Consider the following 22484-nt stretch of genomic DNA (forward strand, 5'->3'; position numbering starts at 1 on the left):
ACCCGCTGACCCGCTGACCCAGGAGTACGCCATCTCTTTCGCTCCCGCCGACGCCGGAACTGCTCCGGCCTCCGACCTGCACGTGATGAGCTTCAACGCTCTCTTCCAGACCGATGCGTCGGCCCCCGGCGACCCCGGGCACTGGGCGGACCGCACCCCGGCGATCGAGGCCCTGCTCTCCGCGGACCGTCCGCATCTGCTGGGCCTGCAGGAGATGCAGGCCTGGACCTACGCGCCGATCGAGAAGGGTCTGGGGTCGACATACCGCTCCGTCGGCGTGGCCGAATCCGGCGGAAGTGACGGGCTGATCAACCCCATCTTCTACGATGCCGCGCGCCTCGAGCTGCTGGCCTGGAACCAGTTCTGGCTCTCGGACCGTCCTCGCGAGGTCGGCTCTGCGACCTGGGGCAACGCCCGCCCGCGCACGGCCGTGTGGGCTCGGTTCCGGGACCGAGACACCGGGCAGGAGTTCGCGCATGTCAACACCCATCTCGACCACGTCATCACCCAAGCCAAGGTGAAGGGCGCGCAGCTGATCTCCGATCACCTCGAGCAGTTCCGCCTTCTGAAGCTCCCCACGATCACCACCGGCGACTTCAACTCCGTCGCACGGATGTCCCCGGCCTACACGGTGCTCGTGGAGGATTTCGGCCTGCAGGATTCCTGGCTCGCCGCCGAGGACCGACTCAGCCCTGGCTGGGGCACGTTCCCTCATTTCCACGAGGTCGAGGAGTCCAACGTCCGCATCGACTGGATCCTGCTCAGCCAGGGCGTGCGCGTGGTCGATGCACGGATCGACGATTTCCGCCTCGACGGCATCTTCCCGAGCGATCACCTGCCGGTGCGCTGCCACGTGGAGCTGCCAGCGGCGTCGGCCTGACGGGAGGCGCCGGAGCATCCAGGAGCCTCGGGCTGCCGCCCCTTCCCCTCCGCGACCAGGGTCTCGAGCCACGCCGGCTCTTCGTCGTGCAGAAACCTGTCGGTTCCGTTCCGGGCACGCGAGAATGAAGCGCTGCCCGGAAATCCGGCAGCCGATCACGGACACCCCACGCAACGTGCCAACCGCGGCAGCGAGACGGAGACACTCACACGATGGCCACGATGCCCCACACACCCACTCCTGGCGTCGGCACACCGGCCGCCCCGTCGGCCCCGTTCGCCCCGTCGGCCTTCCTGTTCGGGGGCGATTGGAGCCCGGAGCAGTGGGACCGTGAGACCTGGCGCGAGGACATCGAGCTGATGCGTCGCGCGAAGGTGAACACTGTCTCGCTGGGCATCTTCTCGTGGGCGATGCTCGAGCCCGCCGAGGGCGTGTTCCAGACGGACTGGCTGGACGAGGTGATCGAGCTGATCACCGAGGCCGGGATCGGGTTCTTCCTGGCCACACCCACGGCGTCCCCGCCGCCGTGGTTCACTCTCGCCCATCCCGAGGCGATGCCGGTGCGGGAGGACGGGGTGCGCCTGACGCACGGCTCGCGCGACACCTACGCGATCAGCGCCCCCGCCTATCGGGAGGCGTCGCGGCGCATCGCGCGGATGCTCGCCGAGCGCTACGGCGCCCACCCGGGCCTGCGGGGCTGGCACTTGCACAACGAGTACGGGACCCTCGATCACGGACCGGAGGCCGCACGCTCCTTCCGCGTCTGGCTGCAGCGCCGCTACGGCTCCCTCGAGGCGCTGAACCGGGAGTGGTCCGCCGCGTTCTGGTCCCAGCGCTACGGCGCCTGGGAGGAGATCACCCCGCCGCGCACCACCCAGTACCTGCACAATCCCGCGCAGCTGATCGACTTCCGCCGCTACAGCTCCGACGAGATGCTCGCGGCGATGGGCGAGCAGCGCGACGAGATCCGCGCCACGGGCTCGCGCGCCCCGATGACCACGAACTTCATGCTGCCCACCTGGAACCATCTGGAGCAGTGGAGCTGGGCCGACCAGCTCGACGTGGTCTCCCTGGATCACTACCTCGACACCACCGGGCCGGACGCGGAGACGCACATCGCCTACGGCTCGGACCTCTCCCGCTCCTGGTCGGGCGGGCCCTGGGTGCTGATGGAGCAGAACGCGGCCGGGATCTCCCTGGGGGATCGCACGGTCGCCAAGAGCCCGCAGCGCATGATCCGTCATTCGCTCGGCTACATCGCGCGCGGCTCCCAGTCCTCGCTGTTCTTCCAATGGCGCGCATCCCTCGGCGGCTCCGAGCAGTGGCACAGCGGGCTGGTCCCCCACGCCGGTGGGTCCACACGGCGCTTCAAGGCCGTCTGCGAGCTGGGCGGGATCCTCGAGCGGATCGCCCCGGCGGTGCAGCTCCCGGCCGACGGGCCCCTGGTCGCCGCGGAGGTCGGGATCCTGTGGCACGCCGACGGGTGGTGGGCGCTGGAGACCCCGCACCTGCCCAGCGATGCCCTGCGGTACTCGGACGAGGTCCGTGCGACCCATCGCTCGTTCTGGCGCGCCGGCATCCCGGTGGACTTCGTGCGCCCGGGGGCCGACGCGAGCCGGTACCGGCTGCTGGTGGTGCCGTGCCTGTACCCGCTCTCGGACGAGCAGGTCAGCTGGCTGACCCGGTACGTCGAGGCCGGCGGTGAGCTCGTCGTCACCTATCTCTCCGGCATCTCGGATCCGTCGCTGCGCATCGCGCCGGGCGGCTATCCGGGCCGCCTGCGCGAGCTGCTGGGGGTGCGGGTCCAGGAGCTGCTCCCGCTCGAGAACGGTGCGCAGGTCGTGCTGGACGACGGCGGGATCGTCGAGGAGTGGACGGAGCTGCTGGAGGCCACGGATGCCGAACCGACCGCCCGCTACGCGGACGGGGACCTGCGCGGGCTGCCGGCGATCACGCGCGTCCGGCGCGGGGAGGGCCACGCGGTCTATCTCTCCGCCCGCCTGCGCCAGGACTCCCGCGACGTGTTCTTCGCGGCGGTTGCCGAGCGCCTGGGAGTCCGTCCCACGCTCGAGGGCGCTGCGCAGGCCGGGCTCGAGGTCGTGCGCCGCCGGGGCGACGGCGCTGATCACGTGTTCCTGCTGCACCACGGGAGCGAGCCGGTGACCGTGCGCGGGGAGGGGCGTGAGCTGATCTCCGGACAGGACGGGTCCGCCGGGGTGAGAATCGAACCCGGCGGGGTCGGCGTGCTGGCAGTGGCCGCTGATGGACCGCTCGAGCTCCTCCGCGTCCCCTCCTGAAAGGCGTCCAGATGCCACTGTTCGACCTCCCGCTCGCCGCTCTGCGCGAGTACCTCCCCACGCTCGACGAGCCGGCGGATCTCGACAAGTTCTGGGCCGGCACACTGGATCGCGCGCGCACCGCGGAGGTGCTCGTCGAGGTCTTGCCGGTGGAGACCGGGCTGTCCCTGGTGGAGACCTGGGACGTCACCTTCGCCGGCCACGACGGGGCGCCGATCCGTGCGTGGTACCTGCGGCCAGCCGGCATCGAGGGCGACCTCCCGGTGGTCGTGGAGTTCATCGGCTACGGCGGCGGGCGCTCCGAGGCGATCGAGCATCTGCTGTGGCCGACGGCCGGCTACGGCCACCTCGTGATGGACACCCGTGGCCAAGGCGGACGCTGGGGATCACGCGGCGACACCCCGGACCCCGTCGGCTCCGGCCCGGCCGCGCCCGGTTCGATGACCCGCGGCATCGACTCCCCCGAGACCTCGTACCTCACCCGCCTCATGACCGACGCCGCCCGCGCCGTCGATGCCGCCCGCGCCCTTCCGGGGGCCGACGGGCGGGTCGCGGTGACCGGCAACAGCCAGGGCGGCGGTCTCGCGATCGCCGCTGGTGGCCTGGTGCCCGACGTCGACGCGGTGATGGCCAACGTGCCGTTCCTGTGCCAGATCCGTCGCGCGATCGACCTCACCGACGCCGATCCGTACCAGGAGATCGTCCGCTATCTCGCCGTGAACCGTGGGCGGGAGGCGGCGGTGGAGAACACCCTGCGGTACGTCGACGCCGTGCACCTCGCGCGCCGTGCCCGGGCCGATGCCCTCTTCTCGGCAGCCCTGCGCGACATGACCTGCCCGCCCTCGACGGTGTTCGCCGCGTTCAACCACTGGGCCGGCCTCAGCGGAGCAACGCCGCGCAAGGACATCGAGATCTACCCGTTCAACAACCACGAGGGCGGCGCGGCCACCCAGAACATGGTGCAGCTGGCGTGGCTGCGCGAGCGGATGCCGGTGGCAGGGCTCAGGAACCCTGGGCCGGCGCCGACGCCGTCGACTCCCGCTGGACGAGGTGCGTCTCGAGCTTGAACGGATGGGCGAAGAGCCCCGGATCCGACGAGAGGGCGAGCAGCCTCTCGACGGCCACCTGCCCCATCGAGAACAGGGGCTGGCGCACGGCGGTGAGCTGGGGGTGGGTCCAGCTGGCGATCATCGTGTCGTCGAAGCTGACCACGCTGAGCTCCTCGGGGACGCTCACCCCGAGCTGTCGGGCCGCTCGCAGTGCCCCGACGCCGAGGGTGTCCGCGACGGCGAAGATCGCCGTGGGCGGCTCGGGCAGGCGCAGCAGCTTCTCCGCGCTGCGCTGACCGTCCTCGTACCCGAAGGTGCCGTGCTCGATGAGGTCGGGGTCCACGGGGAGGCCCGCCTGGGCGAGGGCGCTGTGATAGCCCTGGACGCGCTGCCTGGCCGGGACGGAGTCCTCGGGGCCGCCGATGATGCCGATCCTCCGATGCCCGAGGTCCAGGAGGTGCTGGACGGCCAGGGAGCCGCCCTCCCAGTTGGTCGCCGAGATCGTGACGACGCCCTTGGTGTCCTGGCCGATGGTCACGGGGTCCACGGCGATGAGCGGCAGCTTGAGATCCTTGCTCCATCGCGCATGCTGGCTCCCGATCGGCGAGGTGACCGCGATCAGCCCCTCGATACCGCGCCCGGCGATGTCGGCCATCTGGGCCCGCGTGGGCCCGGCGTAGCCCTCGCCGCGCTCGTCGACGCTGATGACCAGGAGGTCCACATCGGCCCGGCGAGCGGCGCGTTCCGCGCCTTCGAGCACCTGCAGCGCGTACGGGCTGGTGAGGGTGTCGAAGTGGATCATGACCGAACGGCGGCGCTCGGTATCGCGCCGCTTGGGCTGGTACCCGAGCCCGCGGGCCACCTCGGCGACCTCCTGGCGCGTCGAGTCCCGCACATCTGCGCGACCGTTCATCACCTTCGATGCGGTGGCCAGCGAGACCCCCGCCTTCTCGGCGACGTCCTTCAGGGTGACCCGGCCCTGCCGCGCAACGTCCTCTGGCATGTCCACACCCTCACCTCTCGACACGGCACCTGCGTCAGCGCCGACTCCCAGGAGGATAGTCGCGCCCAGCCCCTCGACCGCAGGGCACACCACCCCAGTCTAAACACCGGTAGAAGTTTCGGCTTCCTTTTCGGAGGGTTTCCGCGTTCTCGACGATGGGTGATCCTCGCCGCCCCGCACACCGGAGCGGACGGTCGGCCCACGGCCGATCGCCCGCTCCGCGACCGCCGGCCCTCCCTGCGCGCCGCGGCCCGCCGTCAGCCCTTCACGGAGCCGAGCATGATGCCGGAGACGAAGTACCGCTGCACGAACGGGTACACGCACAGGATCGGGATGAGGATCAGGATCATCGTCACCGACTGGATGTTGGCGTTGAGGTCGCTGACGCTCGCCCCGGAGGCCGCCGCCCCCTCGGAGGCCGCCGTGGAGGCCCCCGCGATCAGGTTCCGCAGGAACAGGGTCACCGGGAACAGATCAGTCCTGTCCAGGTACAGGAACGCGGCGAACCAGTCGTTCCAGTACTGCACCGAGTAGAAAAGCACCATCGTGGCGATGACCGCCTTGGACAGCGGCAGCACGATGCGGAAGAAGATCCCGAACCAGGTGAGGCCGTCGATGTGCGCGGCCTCCTCGAGCTCGCTGGGCAGGTTCTCGAAGAACGCCTTCATGACCAGGAGGTTGAAGACGGACAGCGCGGGCGGAAGGATCACCGCCCACATCGTGTTCTTCATCCCCAGCGAGGAGATGAGGACGTAGTTCGGGACGATGCCGCCGTTGAAGAACATCGTGAACACGGCGATCCCGATGAGCAGCCCGCGGCCCCTGAGATGCTTCTTCGAGAGCACGAAGGCGTACGTCGTGGTCAGCACCATCGCGATGGTCGTCCCGATCACGGTGTAGACCACGGTGTTGCCGTAGCTGCGCCAGAAGGCGCCGTTGTCCGCGACCGCTTTGTAGGTGTCCAGGTTGAAGTCGACCGGGAAGATGCTCACCTTGCCCGCATTGATCGCCCCCGCCGAGCTGAACGACTGCGCCAGCAGCATCACGAACGGATACAGCATCATCGCGCACATGAGCAGGAGGGCCGTCGTGTTGACGACGGTGAAGACCTTGTACGAGGTGGAGTCCTTGATACGGGACGTCCGGGCCTGGACGGGCGCCTTGCGGGGCGCGTCAGGGGCCATTGCTTCGATCACCACAGGCTCGTCCCCACCAATCGTCTGGAGATGAAGTTCGCGGACATGACCATGGCGAATCCGATGATCGCCTGGAACAGGCCGATGGCCGCCGCATAGCTGAGATTGTTCGACACCAGACCGACGCGGTACAGGTATGTCGAGATGACATCGCCGGTGGAATAGGTCATGGGGTTGTAGAGCAGCAGGACCTTCTCGAACCCGACGTTGAGGAAGTTGCCGATGTTGAGGATCAGCAGGGTGACCATCGTCGGCCGGATGCCCGGGAGGGTGACGTGCCAGGTCTGCTGCCAGCGGTTGGCACCGTCGATGCGCGACGCCTCGTAGAGGCCGTCGTCCACGGCGGTGAGCGCGGCGAGGTACAGGATCGTGCCCCAGCCGACGGTCTGCCAGGCCTCGGAGGCCACGTAGATGAAGCGGAACCACTCGGGCTTCTGGAGGAAGGAGACCGCGTCGCCGCCGAGGGCCTCGGTGATCTGATTGACCGTGCCCTGCAGGGACAGCAGCTGGTAGACCATGCCCACCACGATCACGACCGAGAGGAAGTGCGGAAGATAGCTGATGGACTGCACGATCTTCTTGAAGTGCGTGCGTCGCACCTCGTTGAGCATGAGCGCCAGGATGATCGGCAGCGGGAAGCAGACCACGAGGGTCATGCCGCCGATGATCACGGTGTTCGTGAAGACGTTCCAGAAGGCGGGATCGTGGATGAACATGTCCACGTAGAGCGTCCCCACCCACTCGTCGCCGAAGATGTTCCCGCCCGGCCGGAACCGCCGGAAGGCGATCACGTTGCCGAGCATCGGCAGGTACCGGAAGATCGCCAGGAAGATCAGGGGCGCGATCGCGAAGGTGTAGAGCGGCCAGTCGCGCCGCAGCGCCCGCTTCCACCCTCCCGGCCTGCGGGTCGGGACCGAGGGTCGCGGCGCAGGCTCCTGCGCCGCGACCTCCCGTGCCTCTGCCAGAGTCATATGATCACCTGCTCCGTCTGCTGACCGGGCCGGCTCAGCCGTTGGCCTCGACGAAGCGCTCGCGCGCCGTGTTGAGCAGCTCGAGGTACCGGTCCACGCCGGCGGCCTCGAGCTCGGCGACGAAGGCGTCCCACTCGCTCATGTCCCGCTCGCCCATGATGAACTGGAGGGTGGCGGTATCCACGGCATCCTTGATCGGCGTCGCCAGGAGCGAAGCCTGCTCGAGCTCGGTCTCGTCCATCGGCGTGGGCGGGAACGGATCGCGCGGAGTGCGCGTGGCCAGGACGTCGTCGATGTACTGCACGAACTCGGGCGTGCTGTAGGACTCCTTCAGCGCGCGGGACTCGGTGGACTCGGCCGGGAAGGTCGAGAAGCCGAGGTCGGTCTTGATGTCGGTCTCGCCGTCGGCGTTCAGCGCGTAGTCGTCCAGCGAGTATTCGTCGTCGAGCTCGATCGTGCCGTCGTCCGACTTCGTGTAGGTCACGTCCTTCTCGCCCCAGCGCAGCATGTCGCGCGCGTCCGGGTTGAAGTAGAGCCAGTCGACGAACTGCAGTGTGGCCAGGAAGTTCTCGGACTTCGTGATCTCGGAGCTGAGCATGAAGCCGTGCCAGAAGTTGCGCGGCTCGACCATGTCGCCGGCCGGCCCGGCGGGCGGTGGGATGAGGGCCACCGAGAAGTTCCCCTCACCCACCGTCTCCTCCAGCGCCGTGGCGAACTCGATCGCCGTGCCGGAGGAGCCGGACGCCGCGAAGCACGTCTCCTTGGCGAACTTCTCGTCGACGCCCGCGGCACCGCTGCCGTCGTTCGAGTCCGTGAGCGACTCCTTGTCCAGCAGACCGTCCTCGACCAGACCGCGGAAGAACTCCACCAGCTGCTTGTACTCGTCGGTGGTGGCGGCGTAGACGAGCGTGCCGTCGGCGCCCTCGACCGCACCGTCGCCGAAGCCCCAGCCGGCCTTGGTGCCGAAGCCGTGGGCGGCGTAGTTGAGCATCGACTGGGCCTCGAAGCCGTCCGCCAGCGGGACGGAATCGGGGTACTTCTCCTTGATGAGCGTGAGCCCCTCGTGCACCTCCTCCCAGGTGTTCGGCACCGCGCCGGTGACCTCCTCGAAGACGTCCTTGCGGATGACCAGGCTGAACACCGGGACGGAGACCTCCTGCAGGCCCGGCATCATGTAGTACTTGCCGTCGGCCTGCTTGAGATTGTTGATCATCTCGCCGAGCTCCCACTCCTCCACGTACTTCTGGAAGTTGGGCATCTTGTCGGCATAGTCGCTCAGCGGCACCACCGCCCCGGAGGAGACGAACGGGGAATCCTCGCCGGTGTAGACCAGCGGGATCAGCGTCGGGGCGTCGCCGGCGCTGATGAGCAGGCTGCGCTTCTCGGTGGCGTCGCTGAACGGGATGTGCGTGAGCGTGATGTCGACGTTCGTGAGCTCCTTGATGAGGTCGAAGATCCGCCACGAGTCCTCGACGGGGACCTCCGGCCAATCGGTCCACAGCATGCTGACCTCGAACGGCTCTGCGGCTGTGAACTGCGTGTCCGCGGCGTAGTCCTCCATCGCGCCGACGCTCTGGGCCTCGGCGTCGATCTCTTCTCCGGCACCGGATCCGCAGGAGGACAGGGCCAGGGCCCCGAAGGCCGCCGCGGAGAGACCCACGAAGCTGCGCCGGGTCTGCGAGAGATGGAAGGGGTGTGACGTCGTCATGGCCGTCTCCTCGTCGAGATCATGGCCGTGCCGCGGAGAGCGGCCGGCTGAACGGGTGATGCATGAACTGCGGGTGGTGCATGAACTGCAGACACTGCTGAATCCGATGGAGCGATGCTGCGCCCGTCCTGGGCGGAGTCCGGATCGGACCGTCAGGAAGCCGGGCGGCGATGATCGACCGCGCCCTGCTCCCCAGGCCTGACCGCCACGCGTCATCGCGGGACGGCAAAGCTAGTCAATACTTTCGCTTAAGTTTCGACGTGATCTACAACCTAGCGGGCGCGATCGCGCGGGTCAAGAGGTTGAGCATCACCTGAGAATCGTGTCCACGGCCGCGCGGAAATGCTCCTCACCAGCCCGATTGCGCACACAGCGGCCGAAGTGCGCTCCTCGATCAGCAGGATGGCAGGTCACATTTCCGCATCACCTGCCCATTATTAAGCGAAACTTTTAGGTTTGGTGCGATATTTGGTGAGCACCCAGCCCACCGGAGCTCTCCGGCTCCCGGCAAGCACCCGAAGGAGGGCGATGACGTCCCCATCGCAGAATCGCAGCGTCCTCACCAGTGTCACGGAGGGCATCTACTGGCTCGTCACGATCGACGCGCTCCTGGTGCTCGCGTGCTCCCCGACGATCCTCGCCTGGACCCTGCTGCCCGCGGGACCGAGCAATGTGCTGGTCCTGGTGCTGGCCGGTGCGCCGCTGGTCCCGGCGGTCTCGGCCGCGCTCTATGCCTGGCGTCGATGGTCCGAGGACCCCGACCTGGTCCCCGCGTCCCGCTTCCTGCACGGCTACCGGGTGAACCTCCTGGACAGCCTCAAGGTCGGGATGCCGGCGGTGATCGTGCTCGGGATCCTCACGGCGAACGTCACCTTCGGCGCCCAGCTCGGCACCGCGGGCTTCAACGTCGCGTTCCTGATCCTCGGCGCGCTGGTGCTGCTGCTCCTGGTGCGCGCGCTGACGATCGTGTCGAACTTCAGCTTCCGCCTCGTGGACACGCTGCGACTCTCGGTGTTCACCCTGTTCGCCAAGCCGCTCTCGACACTCGCCCTGGTCTCGCTCGGGGTGCTCACGCTCGGACTCGTGCAGGTCGTCGGCGGCTTCGCCTTGCTGCTGACCGGCTCTCTGCTCACGGCGGCGCTGTGGCACTCGGAGAAGCCGGTCGCCCGGCTCCTCCGAGAGCGCTTCGTCAGTCCCGACGAGGAGCCGACGACGGCACCAGCCGGCTGACGAGCCCGCCGCGCGGCACGGTGATCTCCTGGCTCTGCCCGTCGAGCTGCACCCTGTAGTCACCGGCGAAGCCCTCCAGGCGCACCACGCCGTGCTCGTCGGCCCGGTGCTCATCGCGATGGACCCACCACTGCTCGCGCACGAGCTCCTGCAGGGCGTGATAGCTCGGCTTCGGGGTGCCGTCACGTCGCACCAGACCCGCCGGGGCGCCGAGCCAGGCGGAGGCGTCGTCCAGCCCCCAGTAGGTCAGCGATTCCACGGCGGGGTGGGCGAGCACGGTGCGGTAGTGGCGCACCAGTTCGTCCGCCTGGCGCTCCTCGCCGTCCGGCGTCGAGGGCCAGGAGGCGACGACGTAGTCGTTGAGGTCGTCGATGTGCGAGGGCATGAGATCGCCGGAGACGAGCGTCGTCTCGGTCATCTGCAGCGGGAGCCCGAAGCGGGAGAAGCGCTCGAGCACCTCGGCGATCTGCTCCTCACCCCGGTACCCCTGGTGCATGTGGGTCTGCAGACCGATCGCATCGATCCGCACACCCGCCTCGAGGCATTCCTCCAGGACGTGCTCGTACGCCGGGGTGAGGTCGAAGTCGTTGAGCACGAGTTGCGCCGTCGGGTCCGCCGCGCGCGCTGTCTCGACGGCGAGGCGGATGACGTGCATCCGGCCGCGGGCCTGCGCCAGGCGCGTCACCGCGTTCTCCTCGGCTGCGAAGACCGGCAGGATGACCGTCTCGTTGAGCGCGTCCCACTGATCGACGAGTCCGGCGAACTCTCTCGCCTCACGGGTGATGCGCGCCCGGATCGCCTCCTCGACGCCCTGGTCGTCCTTCTCCAGCAACCAGGTCGGGGCCAGGGTGTGCCACAGGAGCGGGTGCCCCTTGATCCTCACGCCTCGGTCGCGGAGGTGCAGCGCGAGGGCTCGCAGCCGGTCCGCGTCGGTCGTCCCGGGGGTCTGCTCGTACCAGCGCCAATAGAAGGGCAGGGTGGCCGTGTCGAAGAGGCCCAGCCACAGCCTCTCGAGTTCGGCGGCCTCGGGGTCGCCGGACTGCGCCAGCGTGAAGGCCGTGCAGCCGAAGCCGAAGGCGTGCCGCGTCTGCTCCACCGTGACGAGTGCACCCGGGCGCGGGGCCCCGGCGGCGTCCACGACGTGCAGCTCGAGGGGTTCGAGCCGGCCTGCAGGGGCCGAAGCCCTCCGTGCCGCCGAGGATGCCGCCGCCATCAGTTCCCCTCGGGGACGCTCGCCGTGACGTCGCCCGCTGCGGCGCCGACCGCTTCCGGCACCGGACCATCCAGCACCGGCGCCACCTCGATGGGGGTGTCGAGCACCCTGTCGCCATCGCCGACCACGCGCACCGCACCGGAGACCCGGAACGAGCCCTCGAGCCGCATGTCCTCGCTCGAGGAGCCCACACGCACGCGGAACTCGCCCGGCTCGACGATCCGCTGATGGTCCTCGCCCAGGAAGGAGGTGCGGTCGGCGTGCAGGCGGAAGGTCACTCGCTTGCTCTCCCCCGCCTCCAGCACGATCTTCGTGAAGCCGACCAGCCGCTTGAGCGGGCGCACCACGGAGGCGACGGGGTCGCTGAGATAGAGCTGGGCGACCTCCTTGCCGTCGCGATCGCCGACGTTGGTGACGGTCGCCGCGATCTCGACGGTGCCGTCGGCAGGGATCTCGTCGGCCGAGAACTGCAGGTCGGAGTACTCGAAGCGGGTGTAGCCGATCCCGAATCCGAAGGGGAACAGCGGCTTGGGGTCGATGTTCGAGATCCCGTCGCTGACCCAGGCGAGCACGGGAGCGAGGTAGGTGCCGGGCTGGCCGCCCATGCCGCCGGGGATGCCGATCGGCAGGCGCCCGGAGGGGTTCACGCGGCCCGAGAGCACTCCGGCGATCGCGCTGCCGCCCTCCTCGCCGGGCATGAACGCCTGCACGATGGCGGCGCAGCGGTCGACGTACGCGCCGAGCGCGTAGGGGCGTCCGGTGACCAGCACCAGCACCACCGGGGTGCCGGTGGCGAGCACCGCCTCGACGAGCTCGTGCTGAGCGCCGGGCAGCTGCAGGTCGGCCACATCGCAGCCCTCCCCGGAGGTGCCCGCCCCGAACAGGCCGGCGATGTCGCCGACGGCGAGCACGGCGACGTCCGCCGCCTCTGCGGCGGTGACGGCCTCAGCGATGCCGTCGGTCGAGGTGCCGGTGAAATCGGTCCCCGCGACGGTCGTGACCATCGAGTCCGGGAACTCGGCGGTCAGGCTCTCGCGGAGCGAGGGCACGGCGACCGACGTGCCGTTGTCCTCCAGGCGGGAGAGCACGTGGTTGGTGAAGCTGTAGCAGCCCAGGAAGCTGCGCGGCTCGACGGCGCTGGGGCCGACGAGGGCGATGCGGCCGGGAGCGGCCAACGGGAGGACCTCGGCCTCGTTGCGCAGCAGCACGATCGACTCCTCGGCCAGGCGCCGGGCGAGCTCACGGTTCTCCACCGGGTCCAGATCGATCGCGTCGCCGGTGGTGGCGGCATCGAACTCGGGATCCAGCAGGCCCAGCTCGACCTTCTGGCGCAGCACGCGCCGCACCGCGGTGTCGAGCACCTCGACCTCGAGCTCACCGGCGTCGATGGCGTCCAGCAGCTCGGGGAAGGTGTTGGTCTCGGGCAGCTCGACGTCCATGCCCGCGCGCAGCGTCGTCACGGCGGCGTCGCGAGTGGTCTCCACGACGCGATGCATGGACTGCAGGAAGTTCACGGCCCAGTAGTCGGAGACCACGGTCCCCTCGAAGCCCCAGGTGTCGCGCAGGAGCTCGGTCATCAGCCAGCGGCTGGCCGCCGGGGCGATGCCGTCGATGTCGGCGTAGGAGTTCATCACCGCGTCGACCTTCCCGTGCCGCACGACCATCTCGAAGGGGACCAGGTCGATCTCGTGCAGCTCGCGGAGGCCGATGGAGACGGGGGCGTGGTTGCGGCCCGCCCGCGAGGCGGCGTGGCCGGCGAAGTGCTTGAGGGTCGCGATGACCCCGGCCCCCTGCAGGCCCTTCACGTACTCGGTGGCCAGGATGCCCGTGAGGTACGGATCCTCGCCCATGGTCTCCTCGATGCGCCCCCACCGGTAGTCGCGTACGATGTCGAGCACGGGCGAGAGGCCGACGTGGGTGCCCAGCGCGCGCATGTCCGCCCCGATCCGGCCGGCCATCTCGCCGATCAGCTCGGGAGCGAAAGACGCCCCCCAGGCGATCGCGGCCGGGTAGGTGGTGGCCTCGTGAGCCATGATCCCCGTCAGGCACTCCTCGTGCGCAATGGCCGGGATGCCGTGCGGGGAGCCGGCGACGACGGCACTCTGCAGGCGACGCAGATTCTCCACCCCCTCCTCGGAGGTCAGCGGCGCGCTGCCGTAGGCGCGGGTGATGTGCCCCAGGCCGTTGCGGACCGCCTCCTCGAAGGGATCGCGCCCCTCGTCGAAGGTGGACTGCATGGGCGCGAAGCCCTCGGCGTCCCCGATCTCGGGCCGCTTCCAGTAGCTGCCGAGCTGGGCGATCTTCTCCTCAGGGCTGAGATCCGCCAACAGCGACTCCACGCGCTGCTCGACGCTCACAGAGGGGTCTCTCCACGGGGCAACGGTCATGAGGTGCTCCTTCGCACGGCCCTCGAGGTGGCGGCGGCGCCGCACACCCCGACTGTTTCAGGCGCTTTTTGAAAGCTTTCTGTCGACTTTCGGTCGTGGTCAGGCTAGAGCAGTCGACGGGCCGTGGTCAATGCCGGGTCACCAGCGACGCCTGGACGCAAGACGGAGCGCCTCCCCTGAAACTTTCTGGGGAGGCGCTCCGTCTGAGGGGGCTGCATCGGGGAGTCGTGGGGCGATCATGGGGCACCACGGGCGTCGTGCGGCGATCGTGCGGCACCACGGACGTCGTGCGGCGAACGTGCGGCACCACGGACGTCACGGGGCATCGGGAGATGACGCGCGGCATCGCAGGGCATCACGGGGCAGCGCCCTGCTGCGGCGCTGCCGTGCTGCCCTTCTGCCGTGCTGCCGTGCTGCCGTGCTGCGGTGCTGCGGTGCTGCGGTGCTGCGGTGCTGCGGTGCTGCGGTGCTGCGGTGCTGCGGAGTCAGGGTCAGCCCTTCGAGGCCCACTCCGCAGTGCGGTCCTTGAGCTCGCGATAGGCACCGAGCACCTCGGGGGTGGCCTCGGCCTCGACGGTCCGGCTGTCGGTGAGCGTCCAGGCCGGCGGCTCCTGATCGCCCGAGAGGGCCCAGGCCGCCTGGCGAGCAGCTCCGAGCGCGACGTACTCGGCGGCCGGGGCGATGGTCACCGCGCGCCCGAAGATGGCGGGTGCCAGCTGCTGCACGGCCTCGCTGCGCGCGGCGCCGCCGATCAGCGTGATGGTGGCGGCCGACGTGCCCGTGCGGTCCTCGAGCGCCGTGATGCCGTCGGCCAGGGAGCACAGCAGGCCCTCGACATAAGCCCGAGCGATGTCCTCCCGGGTGGTCGCGGTGCTCATCCCCGTGAGGGTGGCGCGGGCATCAGGCCGGTTCGGGGTGCGCTCCCCGTCGAAGTACGGCAGCAGGGTGACGCCGCGCGCGCCGGGCACGCTGGCCAGGGCCAGCTGGGCCATCTCCTCATGGGAGACGCTCAGCAGGGCGCGACCGGCCTCGAGGATCCGGGCGGCGTTGATCGTGGTGGCCATGGGCAGGAAGCGGCCGGTGGCGTCGGCGAAGCCGGTGACCGCGCCGGAGGCGTCGTTCGGTCGGGTGGGGCTGACCATCGCACACACCCCGGACGTGCCGATCGAGACGGACACGTCGCCTTCGCCCTGGGACAGGCCGAGGGCCGCACCCATGTTGTCCCCGGTGCCGGCGGCGATCGCGGCGCCGGAGGAGGTGCGGGCCATGATCTCCTGCGGCGATCCGGGCAGACGGGGCAGCTCGAGGCCCTTGCCCAGCGCCAGCTCGACCAGCTCGGGCTTCCACTCCTCGGTGCGGGTGGAGTAGTAGGCGGTGCCCGAGGCGTCCCCGCGATCCGTGAACGCCTCTCCCCCGCCGGCCAGGTGGCGGGAGACGTAGTCGTGGGGCAGCAGCACGCTCGCCGCGCGGCGCGCGCTGTCCGGCTCCTCGTCGCGCACCCAGCGCAGCTTGGACGCGGTGAAGGAGGCGACCATCAGACTGCCGATCTCCTCGACGGACGCCTCGGCGCCGCCCATCTCCTCGATGAGCGCCTCGGCCTGCGGGGCTGAGCGGGTGTCGTTCCACAGCAGCGCATCGCGCACCACCTCGCCCTGCTCGTCCAGCAGCACCATGCCGTGCTGCTGACCGCCCACGGAGATCGCCTCGGCCCGCTCGAGCAGGGGGCCGGCGGCCTCGTCGACCGCGTCGAGCCAGGCACGAGGGTCCACCTCGGTGCCCTCGGGATTCGCCGCTCGACGCTCCTCGAGCACGGCACCGGTCTCGGCGTCGACGAGGAGAGCCTTCGTGGCCTGGGTGGACGAGTCGATTCCGAGAACCGTGGGGGCCATCAGGAGGTCCTTTCCGAGGAACGGGGCGCGGAGGTTGCCGCAAGTCCCCAGAGTACGGGGCAGTATCGGCGTCGGCACCGAGCTGGAAGTGGTCGAGCACGGCATGGCCGGGCCAGGCCAGGCCAGGCCAGGCCAGGCCAGGCCACGCAATTGTGAGCTGGGGACCTATGTGGATGCTTCACATGGGTCCCCAGCTCACATTTGTTGGCAAACCCGACGAGGCCGACGAGGCCTGGCGAGCTCGACGAGGCCGACGACGCTGGCGAGCTCGACAATCCTGGCGAGCCCGACGACCCTGGCCCGGTCCGACACCGCCCGGCCCGACACCGCCCGACCCGGCGCCGGGCGGGTCAGCGCCGGGCTGGTCAGCGTCGGATCAGGCGCGGAAGCCGAGCAGGTGCTGCATGGCCAGCTGCTGCAGGCGCACGAAGCCGAAGTTGCGCTCGCCGGCCTTGTCCGCGTCGAACTCCTCGAAGGTGGAGCGATCCGCGAGCAGGTCAGCGAGGGACTCGCCCTCGGCGAGGGTCGGCTGGGCGAGCTCGTCGATGCCGGAGTAGGACAGCGCCTCCTGGACCTCGGAGTCCTGGCGGAACGCGAGGGCGCGCTCCTTGAGCATCAGGTACATCTCCATGTTGGCCGCGGCGGACTCGTACTGGCCCTGCTCGTGCTCGGTGCGCGAGGGCTTGAAGTCGAAGTGACGGGCACCCTCGTAAGCGCCGGGCTTGGACGGGAAGCCGTTCTCGAGCAGGTCCACGGTGAAGAACGCGCTGATGAGGTCGCCGTGACCGAACACGAGGTCCTGGTCGTACATCGGGCCGTGCTGGCCGTTGAGGTCGATGTGGAACAGCTTCTCGGACCACAGCGCCTGGGCGAGGCCGTGCGTGTAGTTCAGGGTCGCCATCTGCTCGTGGCCGGTCTCGGGGTTGATGCCCACGATGTCGCCGTGCTCGAGCTGCTCGATGAAGGCCAGGGCATGGCCGACCGTGGGCAGGAAGATGTTGCCGCGCGGCTCGTTGGGCTTCGGCTCGAGGCCGATGCGCATGTCGTAGCCCTTGTCCTTGATGTAGCCGGCCACCGTGTCCAGACCCTCGCGGTAGCGCTCGAGCGCGGCGAAGAGGTCCTTGGAGCCGTCGTACTCCGAGCCCTCGCGGCCGCCCCACATGACGAAGGTGGTCGCGCCGAGCTCGGCGGCGAGATCCACGTTCGCGAGCACCTTGCGCAGGCCGAAGCGGCGCACGTCGCGGTCGTTGGAGGTGAACGCGCCGTCCTTGAAGACCGGGTGGGCGAAGGTGTCGGTGGTGACCATCTCGATCACGAGGCCGGTCTCGTCGGTGACGGACTTGAGCTGGTCGATGATCTTCTGACGCTCGGCCGGGGTCGCATCGAAGGGCACCACGTCGTTGTCGTGGAACGTGAAGCCCCAGGCGCCGAGCTCGGAGAGCTTGCGGATGTGGGCGCTCAGCTCGAGCGGCGGGCGGGTGGCGAGACCGAACTGGTCGCGCGCCTCCCAGCCGGTGGTCCACAGGCCGAAGGAGAACTTGTCGTCACGGGTGGGGGTGGGTGCAGTCATGGTCGAACTCCTCTGTACGAACAGCAGTCTCTGGTCCCTCGCGGCCCGAAGCGTCGCACTACGATGCTCTGAACCGATCCAGACGACGCTCCTGGAACCGATCCAGCAGTTCCCAGGACCAGTTCCCAGGACGGGCATCGCCGGGCCGCTTAGTATGTTTGAGTTACTAACATACGACGAATGGTCGCCCGACCACAAGACGGCACCACGAAATCGCACGACGGAAGGGTCAGTCCCATGCAATCGACGCACCTGCGCGAGCACAACCTCTCGCTCGTCATGCGCGCCGTCGTGAACGCGACCGTCCCGGTCTCACGGGCCACGCTCGCCCGCTCCACCCAGCTCACCAAGCCCACCGTCTCCAAGCTCGTCGAGGAGCTGATCACCGCCGGGCTGGTGGAGGAGCACGCCCCGGTCTCCCAGGGCAGCGGCCGACCGATGGTGCCCCTGCATCCTGCTCAGCACACAGTGCTCGGCATCGGCCTCGAGATCGCCGCCGAGCACATCTCGTGCCTCGGCATCGACTTGGCCGGTGGCATGCTCAGCACCCGCACCGAGTACCTCGAGGTCACGGCGGACAACGTCCCCGAGGCGGTCCAGGCGTGCGCCCGACTGCTGGATCAGGTCCGCGCCGAGGCGGGGCCCGCGACGCTGGTGGGGGTCTGCGTCGCCGTCCCCGGGCGCATCTCGCCCGACGGCGAGAGCGTGCTGTCGGCCCCCAACCTCGACTGGGCCGACGTCCCCCTCATGCGTGAGCTCCAGAGGATCCCCGCTCTGGCCGCCGTCCCGGTCCTGGTGCAGAACGACATCCGGCTGTCGGTGCTCACGGAGATCGCCCGTCGGCCGGACGAATCGTTCATGTACGTGCGGGGCAGCACCGGCGTCGGTGGGGCGATCGTGCTCGAGGGCAAGGTGCTCGAGGGGGTTCACGGCTGGGCCGGCGAGTTCGGGCACACCGTGGTCGAGCCGGACGGCGCGCTCTGTCGCTGCGGCCGACGCGGCTGCCTCGAGGCCTACGTGTCGTACCACGCGCTGCGGGAGCGGGCCGGCCTGCGGCGGGACGTGCTCATCGACGAGCTGGTCGAGGAGCTCTCCCGCAGCAGCGATCGGGCGGAGGTGATCGGCACGATCGGCCGCTCGCTGGGCCTGGCGATCGCCAACGCGCTGAACATCCTGGACCTGTCCACCGTGGTGCTCTCGGGATACCTGGGGCCGATCGCCGAAGAGATCGCGCCCTTCATCCGCGAGACGGTGGACCGCCACGCCCTGGCCGCCGAGGTCGACGAGATCGTCATCGAGCGCTCGGACGACCTCGCGGCTCCGGCCCTGTGGGGCGCGGCGCGCGCGGCGATCTCACCGCTCCTGGACCACCCCGGCGACTGGATCGCGCGGTCGGTCCGTGCTTGACCCGCCCGCTCCCACTTCGTAAGTTGAAGACACTAAAGGCAGGTTCCGCCCCTGGTTCCGCCCGGCACGTCTGCGGCCCCTCTCTCCTGGGCGTCCGGGCCCGACCGTCCGCTTCTCCGGGTCCGACCGACCGCTCCGCAGCATCGTCTGCACCGTCAGAACTGTCAGGACCGTCGCCGGGCACAGCATGCGAGGACGAGCACCCCGGTACGTGATCGGCGAGCGACGGTGCACCCTCCCGGCCCACGCCCGTCGGCCGATCCACGACCCCCGATCCCCAATCCCCCGACCGCAGGGCCGAACGACCGCACGACCGCAACACCGCCCGACCCCATCACCGCATCACCGCCCGACCGCATCACCGCATCACCGCATCACCGCATCACCGCACCATCCACTCACCGAGGAGTCGTGACACCCGCAGTGACCACCCCATCCCCCACCGCCCGCCCGCTGAACATCGGCATGGTCGGCTACGGCTTCATGGGAGCCGCCCATTCCCATGCCTGGCGCACCGCCCACCGCTTCTTCGACCTGCCGGCGACGCCCGTGCTGCACACACTCGCCGGGCGCACCGAGAGCTCGCTGGTCGCGGCCGCCGAGCGGTACGGCTTCGCGCGCACCACCACCCGGTGGCAGGACCTCCTCGAGGATCCCGAGATCGACGTCATCGACATCTGCACGCCCGGTGACACCCACGTCGAGATCGCGCTGGCCGCTCTCGCGTCGGGCAAGCACGTGCTGTGCGAGAAGCCGCTCGCGAACTCCGTGGAGGAGTCCGAGCGGATGACCGCGGCCGCGGCGGACGCGCGCGCCCAGGGCGTGCGCAGCCTCTGCGGCTTCTCCTACCGCCGCACGCCCGCGCTCGCCTATGCGCGCCAGCTGGTGGCCGAGGGCGCCGTGGGCGAGATCCGTCAGGTGCGTGCGCAGTACCTGCAGGACTGGCTCTCCGACACCGACGCCCCGATGACCTGGCGCCTGGACAAGGACAAGGCCGGATCCGGCGCGCTCGGGGACATCGGTGCGCACATCATCGACCTCGCCCAGTGGATCACCGGGCAGGACATCTCCGCCGTCTCGGGCACCCTCGAGACCGTCGTGCCCACGCGCCCCGCGGCCGGGGACATGCAGGGACTCGGCGGGACCGGCGATCTCTCCGGCGAGCGCCAGCAGGTCACGGTCGATGACCTCGCCCTGTTCACCGCGCGCTTCGCCGATGGCGTGCTGGGCTCCTTCGAGGCCACGCGCATGGCGCAGGGCCGCAAGAACGCGATGCGCGTGGAGATCAACGGCTCGAAGGGCTCGATCGCCTTCGACTTCGAGCGGATGAACGAGCTGGAGGTCTACGACGCCACGGCGCCCGCCGGCCGACAGGGATTCACCAGGGTGCTGACCACCGAGCCCGAGCACCCCTACGCCGCCGCCTGGTGGCCCACCGGCCACGGCCTGGGCTACGAGCACACCTTCACGCATCAGATCGCCGACCTGGTGCGTGCCATCGGGGAGGGCACCGACCCCTCCCCCTCCTTCGAGGAGGCCCTGCAGGTGCAGCGCGTCCTCGCCGCCGTCGAGGCCAGCTCGGCCGACGGCTCCAGCTGGCAGGGCGTCGCGCCGTCGGCCGCCGCCAAGAACTCCATCTCCACCTCCACCTCCACCTCCACCTCCACCTCGCAGGAGCGCACCCGATGACCGACCCCCAGACCACCCCGCAGGCCGCCCCGCAGGCAGGTGCCTCCGACCAGGGCTCCCCGACCACCCGCACGGCGCTCGTCGTGCGGGGCGGCTGGGACGGGCACCAGCCGATCGAGGCGACCGACCTCTTCATCCCGTTCCTCGAGGAGAACGGCTTCTCGGTGCGGATCGAGGAGTCCCCCGCGGTCTACGCCGATGCCGAGTACATGGCCACGGTGGATCTCATCGTCCAGTGCAACACCATGTCCACGATCGAGAAGGAGGAGTTCGAGGGGCTGCGCGACGCCGTCGAGGCGGGCACCGGTCTGGCCGGCTGGCACGGCGGCATCGCCGACAGCTACCGCAACAACTCCGACTACCTCACGCTGATCGGCGGTCAGTTCGGCTGCCATCCCGGCAAGCACCCCGACGAGCGCACGGGCGAGCAGTCCGACAACTACGTGCCCTACACCGTGGACATGCTGCCGGCGGCCGCGGAGCACCCGATCACCCGCGGCATCGGCGACTTCGACCTGGTCACCGAGCAGTACTGGGTGCTCTCGGACGACTACATCGACGTGCTCGCGACGACCACGCAGAAGGTGCGCGCATGGGATCCGTGGCACCGTCCCATCACCTCGCCGGCGATCTGGACCCGCCAGTGGGGCGAGGGCCGGATCTTCGTCTCCACCCCCGGCCACCGCGTCGAGGTGCTCGAGGACCCGAACGTCCGCACCGTGATCGAGCGGGGCATGCTGTGGGCGGCGCGCGGCAGCGAGCAGCCCTACGGCGAGCACGGCGGGCGCAGCGCGAAGGAGGCCACCCGATGAACGCGCAGGGCATCCCCGCCACGACGGAACGCTCCCCGATGCGCATCGGCATGATCGGCTGCGGCGTCATCTCCAAGCAGTACTTGGCCAGCTTCGACCAGCTGCCGGACGTGCAGCTCGTGGCCGTGGCGGACCTCGACCGCGCCCGCGCCGAGGCCGCCGTCGAGGGCCGTGACGGGGTGCGGGTGCTGAGCGTGGACGAGCTCATCGCGGACCCCGAGGTGGACACGGTGCTGAACCTGACCATCCCCGCGGCGCACGCCGACGTGGATCTGCGCGCGATCGCCGCGGGCAAGAACGTGTACTCCGAGAAGCCCTTCGCGGTCACCACGCAGGAGGGCGCGCAGGTGCTCGAGGCGGCGCGGGAGGCGGGCGTGCTCGTGGGCAGCGCCCCGGACACCGTGCTGGGCACCGGCACCCAGACGGCGCGGGTCGCGATCGACGACGGCGAGATCGGCACCCCGATCGCCGCGGTGGCCACCATGGTCACCCCCGGCCATGAGCGCTGGCATCCGCAGCCGGACTTCTACTACGTGCCCGGCGGCGGTCCTCTGCTGGACATGGGCCCGTATTACATCCACTCGCTGGTCACGCTGCTGGGACCGGTGGCCGAGGTGATCGGCGCCGGCAGCCGCCTGCGCACCGAGCGCACGATCGGCTCCGGCCCCCGCGAGGGAGAGGTCATCCCGGTCTCCACGGACACCCATGTCACCGGCGTGCTGATCCATGAATCCGGGGTGCTCTCCACTCTCGTGATGAGCTTCGACGCGGTGGGCACGTCGGCTCATCCGATCGAGGTCCACGGCACCGGCGGCACGCTCGCCGTGCCGGACCCCAATCGCTTCGACGGGGACGTGGAGATCAAGCGTCTGGGCGGCGAGGGCTGGGAGACCGTGCCCGTGGCCGGCGGCTACGCCGACGCCTCGCGCGGCATCGGCCTGCAGGACATGGCCGTGCGCGGTGCGGACCTCCGGGCCAGCGGCGACCTCGGCCAGCACGTGCTCGAGGTGATGAACGCGGTGCTCGAGTCGGCCACCAGCGGTGCGCGCGTGGGGGTGGCCAGCACGGTGGCCCGGCCCGAGGCCGTCGAGCAGCAGGACGCCCGCGTCACCGCCTGACGGCCGGACACGGGGGCTCGCGGCTGCCGTCGGGCGTCACCCCGAGCAGCGGCTCGGTCGGGAGC

16 protein-coding genes are annotated in these 22484 nt (G+C 69.9%); 8 read left to right on the forward strand and 8 right to left on the reverse strand.

Going from position 1 to position 22484, the window contains the following annotated elements:
* Positions 1-85: 85 nt before the first annotated feature.
* From CIK71_RS03000 to CIK71_RS03010, 3 genes are all read left to right on the forward strand, one after another.
* Positions 86-880 (forward strand): endonuclease/exonuclease/phosphatase family protein, encoded by a 795-nt coding sequence (locus tag CIK71_RS03000; RefSeq protein ID WP_096163683.1) that lies wholly within the window; start codon positions 86-88, stop codon positions 878-880.
* Positions 881-1092: 212 nt separating this feature from the next.
* The gene (locus CIK71_RS03005) at positions 1093-3177 is read left to right on the forward strand and encodes a beta-galactosidase (RefSeq protein WP_245857273.1); all 2085 of its coding nucleotides are present in this window, start codon (positions 1093-1095) and stop codon (positions 3175-3177) included.
* A gap of 11 nt (positions 3178-3188) precedes the next feature.
* The gene (locus tag CIK71_RS03010; RefSeq protein ID WP_096163684.1) at positions 3189-4244 is read left to right on the forward strand and encodes an acetylxylan esterase; all 1056 of its coding nucleotides are present in this window, start codon (positions 3189-3191) and stop codon (positions 4242-4244) included.
* Here CIK71_RS03010 and CIK71_RS03015 read toward each other — a convergent pair.
* From CIK71_RS03015 to CIK71_RS03030, 4 genes are all read right to left on the reverse strand, one after another.
* On the reverse strand, positions 4180-5229 hold the full coding sequence (locus CIK71_RS03015) for a LacI family DNA-binding transcriptional regulator (protein ID WP_096163762.1): 1050 nt from the start codon (positions 5227-5229) through the stop codon (positions 4180-4182). The genes CIK71_RS03010 and CIK71_RS03015 overlap by 65 nt on opposite strands.
* 257 nt (positions 5230-5486) lie before the next feature.
* Positions 5487-6413 carry a carbohydrate ABC transporter permease gene (locus CIK71_RS03020; RefSeq protein ID WP_096163685.1) on the reverse strand — a complete coding sequence of 309 codons (927 nt, stop codon included), beginning with the start codon at positions 6411-6413 and terminating at the stop codon, positions 5487-5489.
* A gap of 8 nt (positions 6414-6421) precedes the next feature.
* Positions 6422-7396: an ABC transporter permease gene (locus CIK71_RS03025; RefSeq protein WP_096163686.1), complete on the reverse strand. Its 975-nt coding sequence runs from the start codon at positions 7394-7396 to the stop codon at positions 6422-6424.
* A 34-nt stretch (positions 7397-7430) separates the two neighbouring features.
* Positions 7431-9104, reverse strand: coding sequence for an ABC transporter substrate-binding protein (locus tag CIK71_RS03030; protein WP_096163687.1), 1674 nt, complete (start codon positions 9102-9104; stop codon positions 7431-7433).
* A gap of 528 nt (positions 9105-9632) precedes the next feature.
* Here CIK71_RS03030 and CIK71_RS03035 point away from each other — a divergent pair.
* Positions 9633-10334, forward strand: a complete 702-nt coding sequence (locus tag CIK71_RS03035) for a DUF624 domain-containing protein (RefSeq protein WP_096163688.1) — start codon at positions 9633-9635, stop codon at positions 10332-10334.
* Here the strand turns inward: CIK71_RS03035 and CIK71_RS03040 are convergent.
* The 4 genes from CIK71_RS03040 to xylA all read right to left on the reverse strand — a co-directional run bounded on the left by CIK71_RS03040 (position 10294) and on the right by xylA (position 17393).
* Positions 10294-11547 carry an endo-1,4-beta-xylanase gene (locus CIK71_RS03040; RefSeq protein ID WP_096163689.1) on the reverse strand — a complete coding sequence of 418 codons (1254 nt, stop codon included), beginning with the start codon at positions 11545-11547 and terminating at the stop codon, positions 10294-10296. The two genes, CIK71_RS03035 and CIK71_RS03040, sit on opposite strands and share 41 nt — an antisense overlap.
* Positions 11547-13934: a beta-glucosidase family protein gene (locus CIK71_RS03045; RefSeq protein WP_096163690.1), complete on the reverse strand. Its 2388-nt coding sequence runs from the start codon at positions 13932-13934 to the stop codon at positions 11547-11549. The genes CIK71_RS03040 and CIK71_RS03045 overlap by 1 nt, the downstream gene beginning before the upstream one ends.
* A 491-nt stretch (positions 13935-14425) precedes the next feature.
* On the reverse strand, positions 14426-15823 hold the full coding sequence (gene xylB, locus CIK71_RS03050) for a xylulokinase (protein WP_096163691.1): 1398 nt from the start codon (positions 15821-15823) through the stop codon (positions 14426-14428).
* A 376-nt stretch (positions 15824-16199) separates the two neighbouring features.
* Positions 16200-17393 carry a xylose isomerase gene (gene xylA, locus CIK71_RS03055; protein ID WP_096163692.1) on the reverse strand — a complete coding sequence of 398 codons (1194 nt, stop codon included), beginning with the start codon at positions 17391-17393 and terminating at the stop codon, positions 16200-16202.
* A 237-nt stretch (positions 17394-17630) separates the two neighbouring features.
* Between xylA and CIK71_RS03060 the strand changes: the two genes are divergently transcribed.
* The 4 genes from CIK71_RS03060 (at position 17631) to CIK71_RS03080 (ending at position 22419) form a co-directional block, all read left to right on the forward strand.
* Positions 17631-18800, forward strand: coding sequence for an ROK family transcriptional regulator (locus tag CIK71_RS03060; RefSeq protein ID WP_096163693.1), 1170 nt, complete (start codon positions 17631-17633; stop codon positions 18798-18800).
* A 465-nt stretch (positions 18801-19265) separates the two neighbouring features.
* Entirely contained in the window at positions 19266-20489 is a 1224-nt protein-coding gene (locus CIK71_RS03070) for a Gfo/Idh/MocA family protein (RefSeq protein WP_096163763.1), read from the forward strand.
* Positions 20486-21301, forward strand: a complete 816-nt coding sequence (locus CIK71_RS03075; RefSeq protein WP_241964158.1) for a ThuA domain-containing protein — start codon at positions 20486-20488, stop codon at positions 21299-21301. Before CIK71_RS03070 ends, CIK71_RS03075 begins: the two co-directional genes overlap by 4 nt.
* A 38-nt stretch (positions 21302-21339) precedes the next feature.
* Entirely contained in the window at positions 21340-22419 is a 1080-nt protein-coding gene (locus CIK71_RS03080) for a Gfo/Idh/MocA family protein (RefSeq protein WP_096163765.1), read from the forward strand.
* The last annotated feature ends 65 nt before the right edge of the window (positions 22420-22484 follow it).

Origin of the sequence: Brachybacterium alimentarium (assembly GCF_002332425.1) — a bacterium.
In the GTDB taxonomy this organism is placed as follows: domain Bacteria; phylum Actinomycetota; class Actinomycetes; order Actinomycetales; family Dermabacteraceae; genus Brachybacterium; species Brachybacterium alimentarium.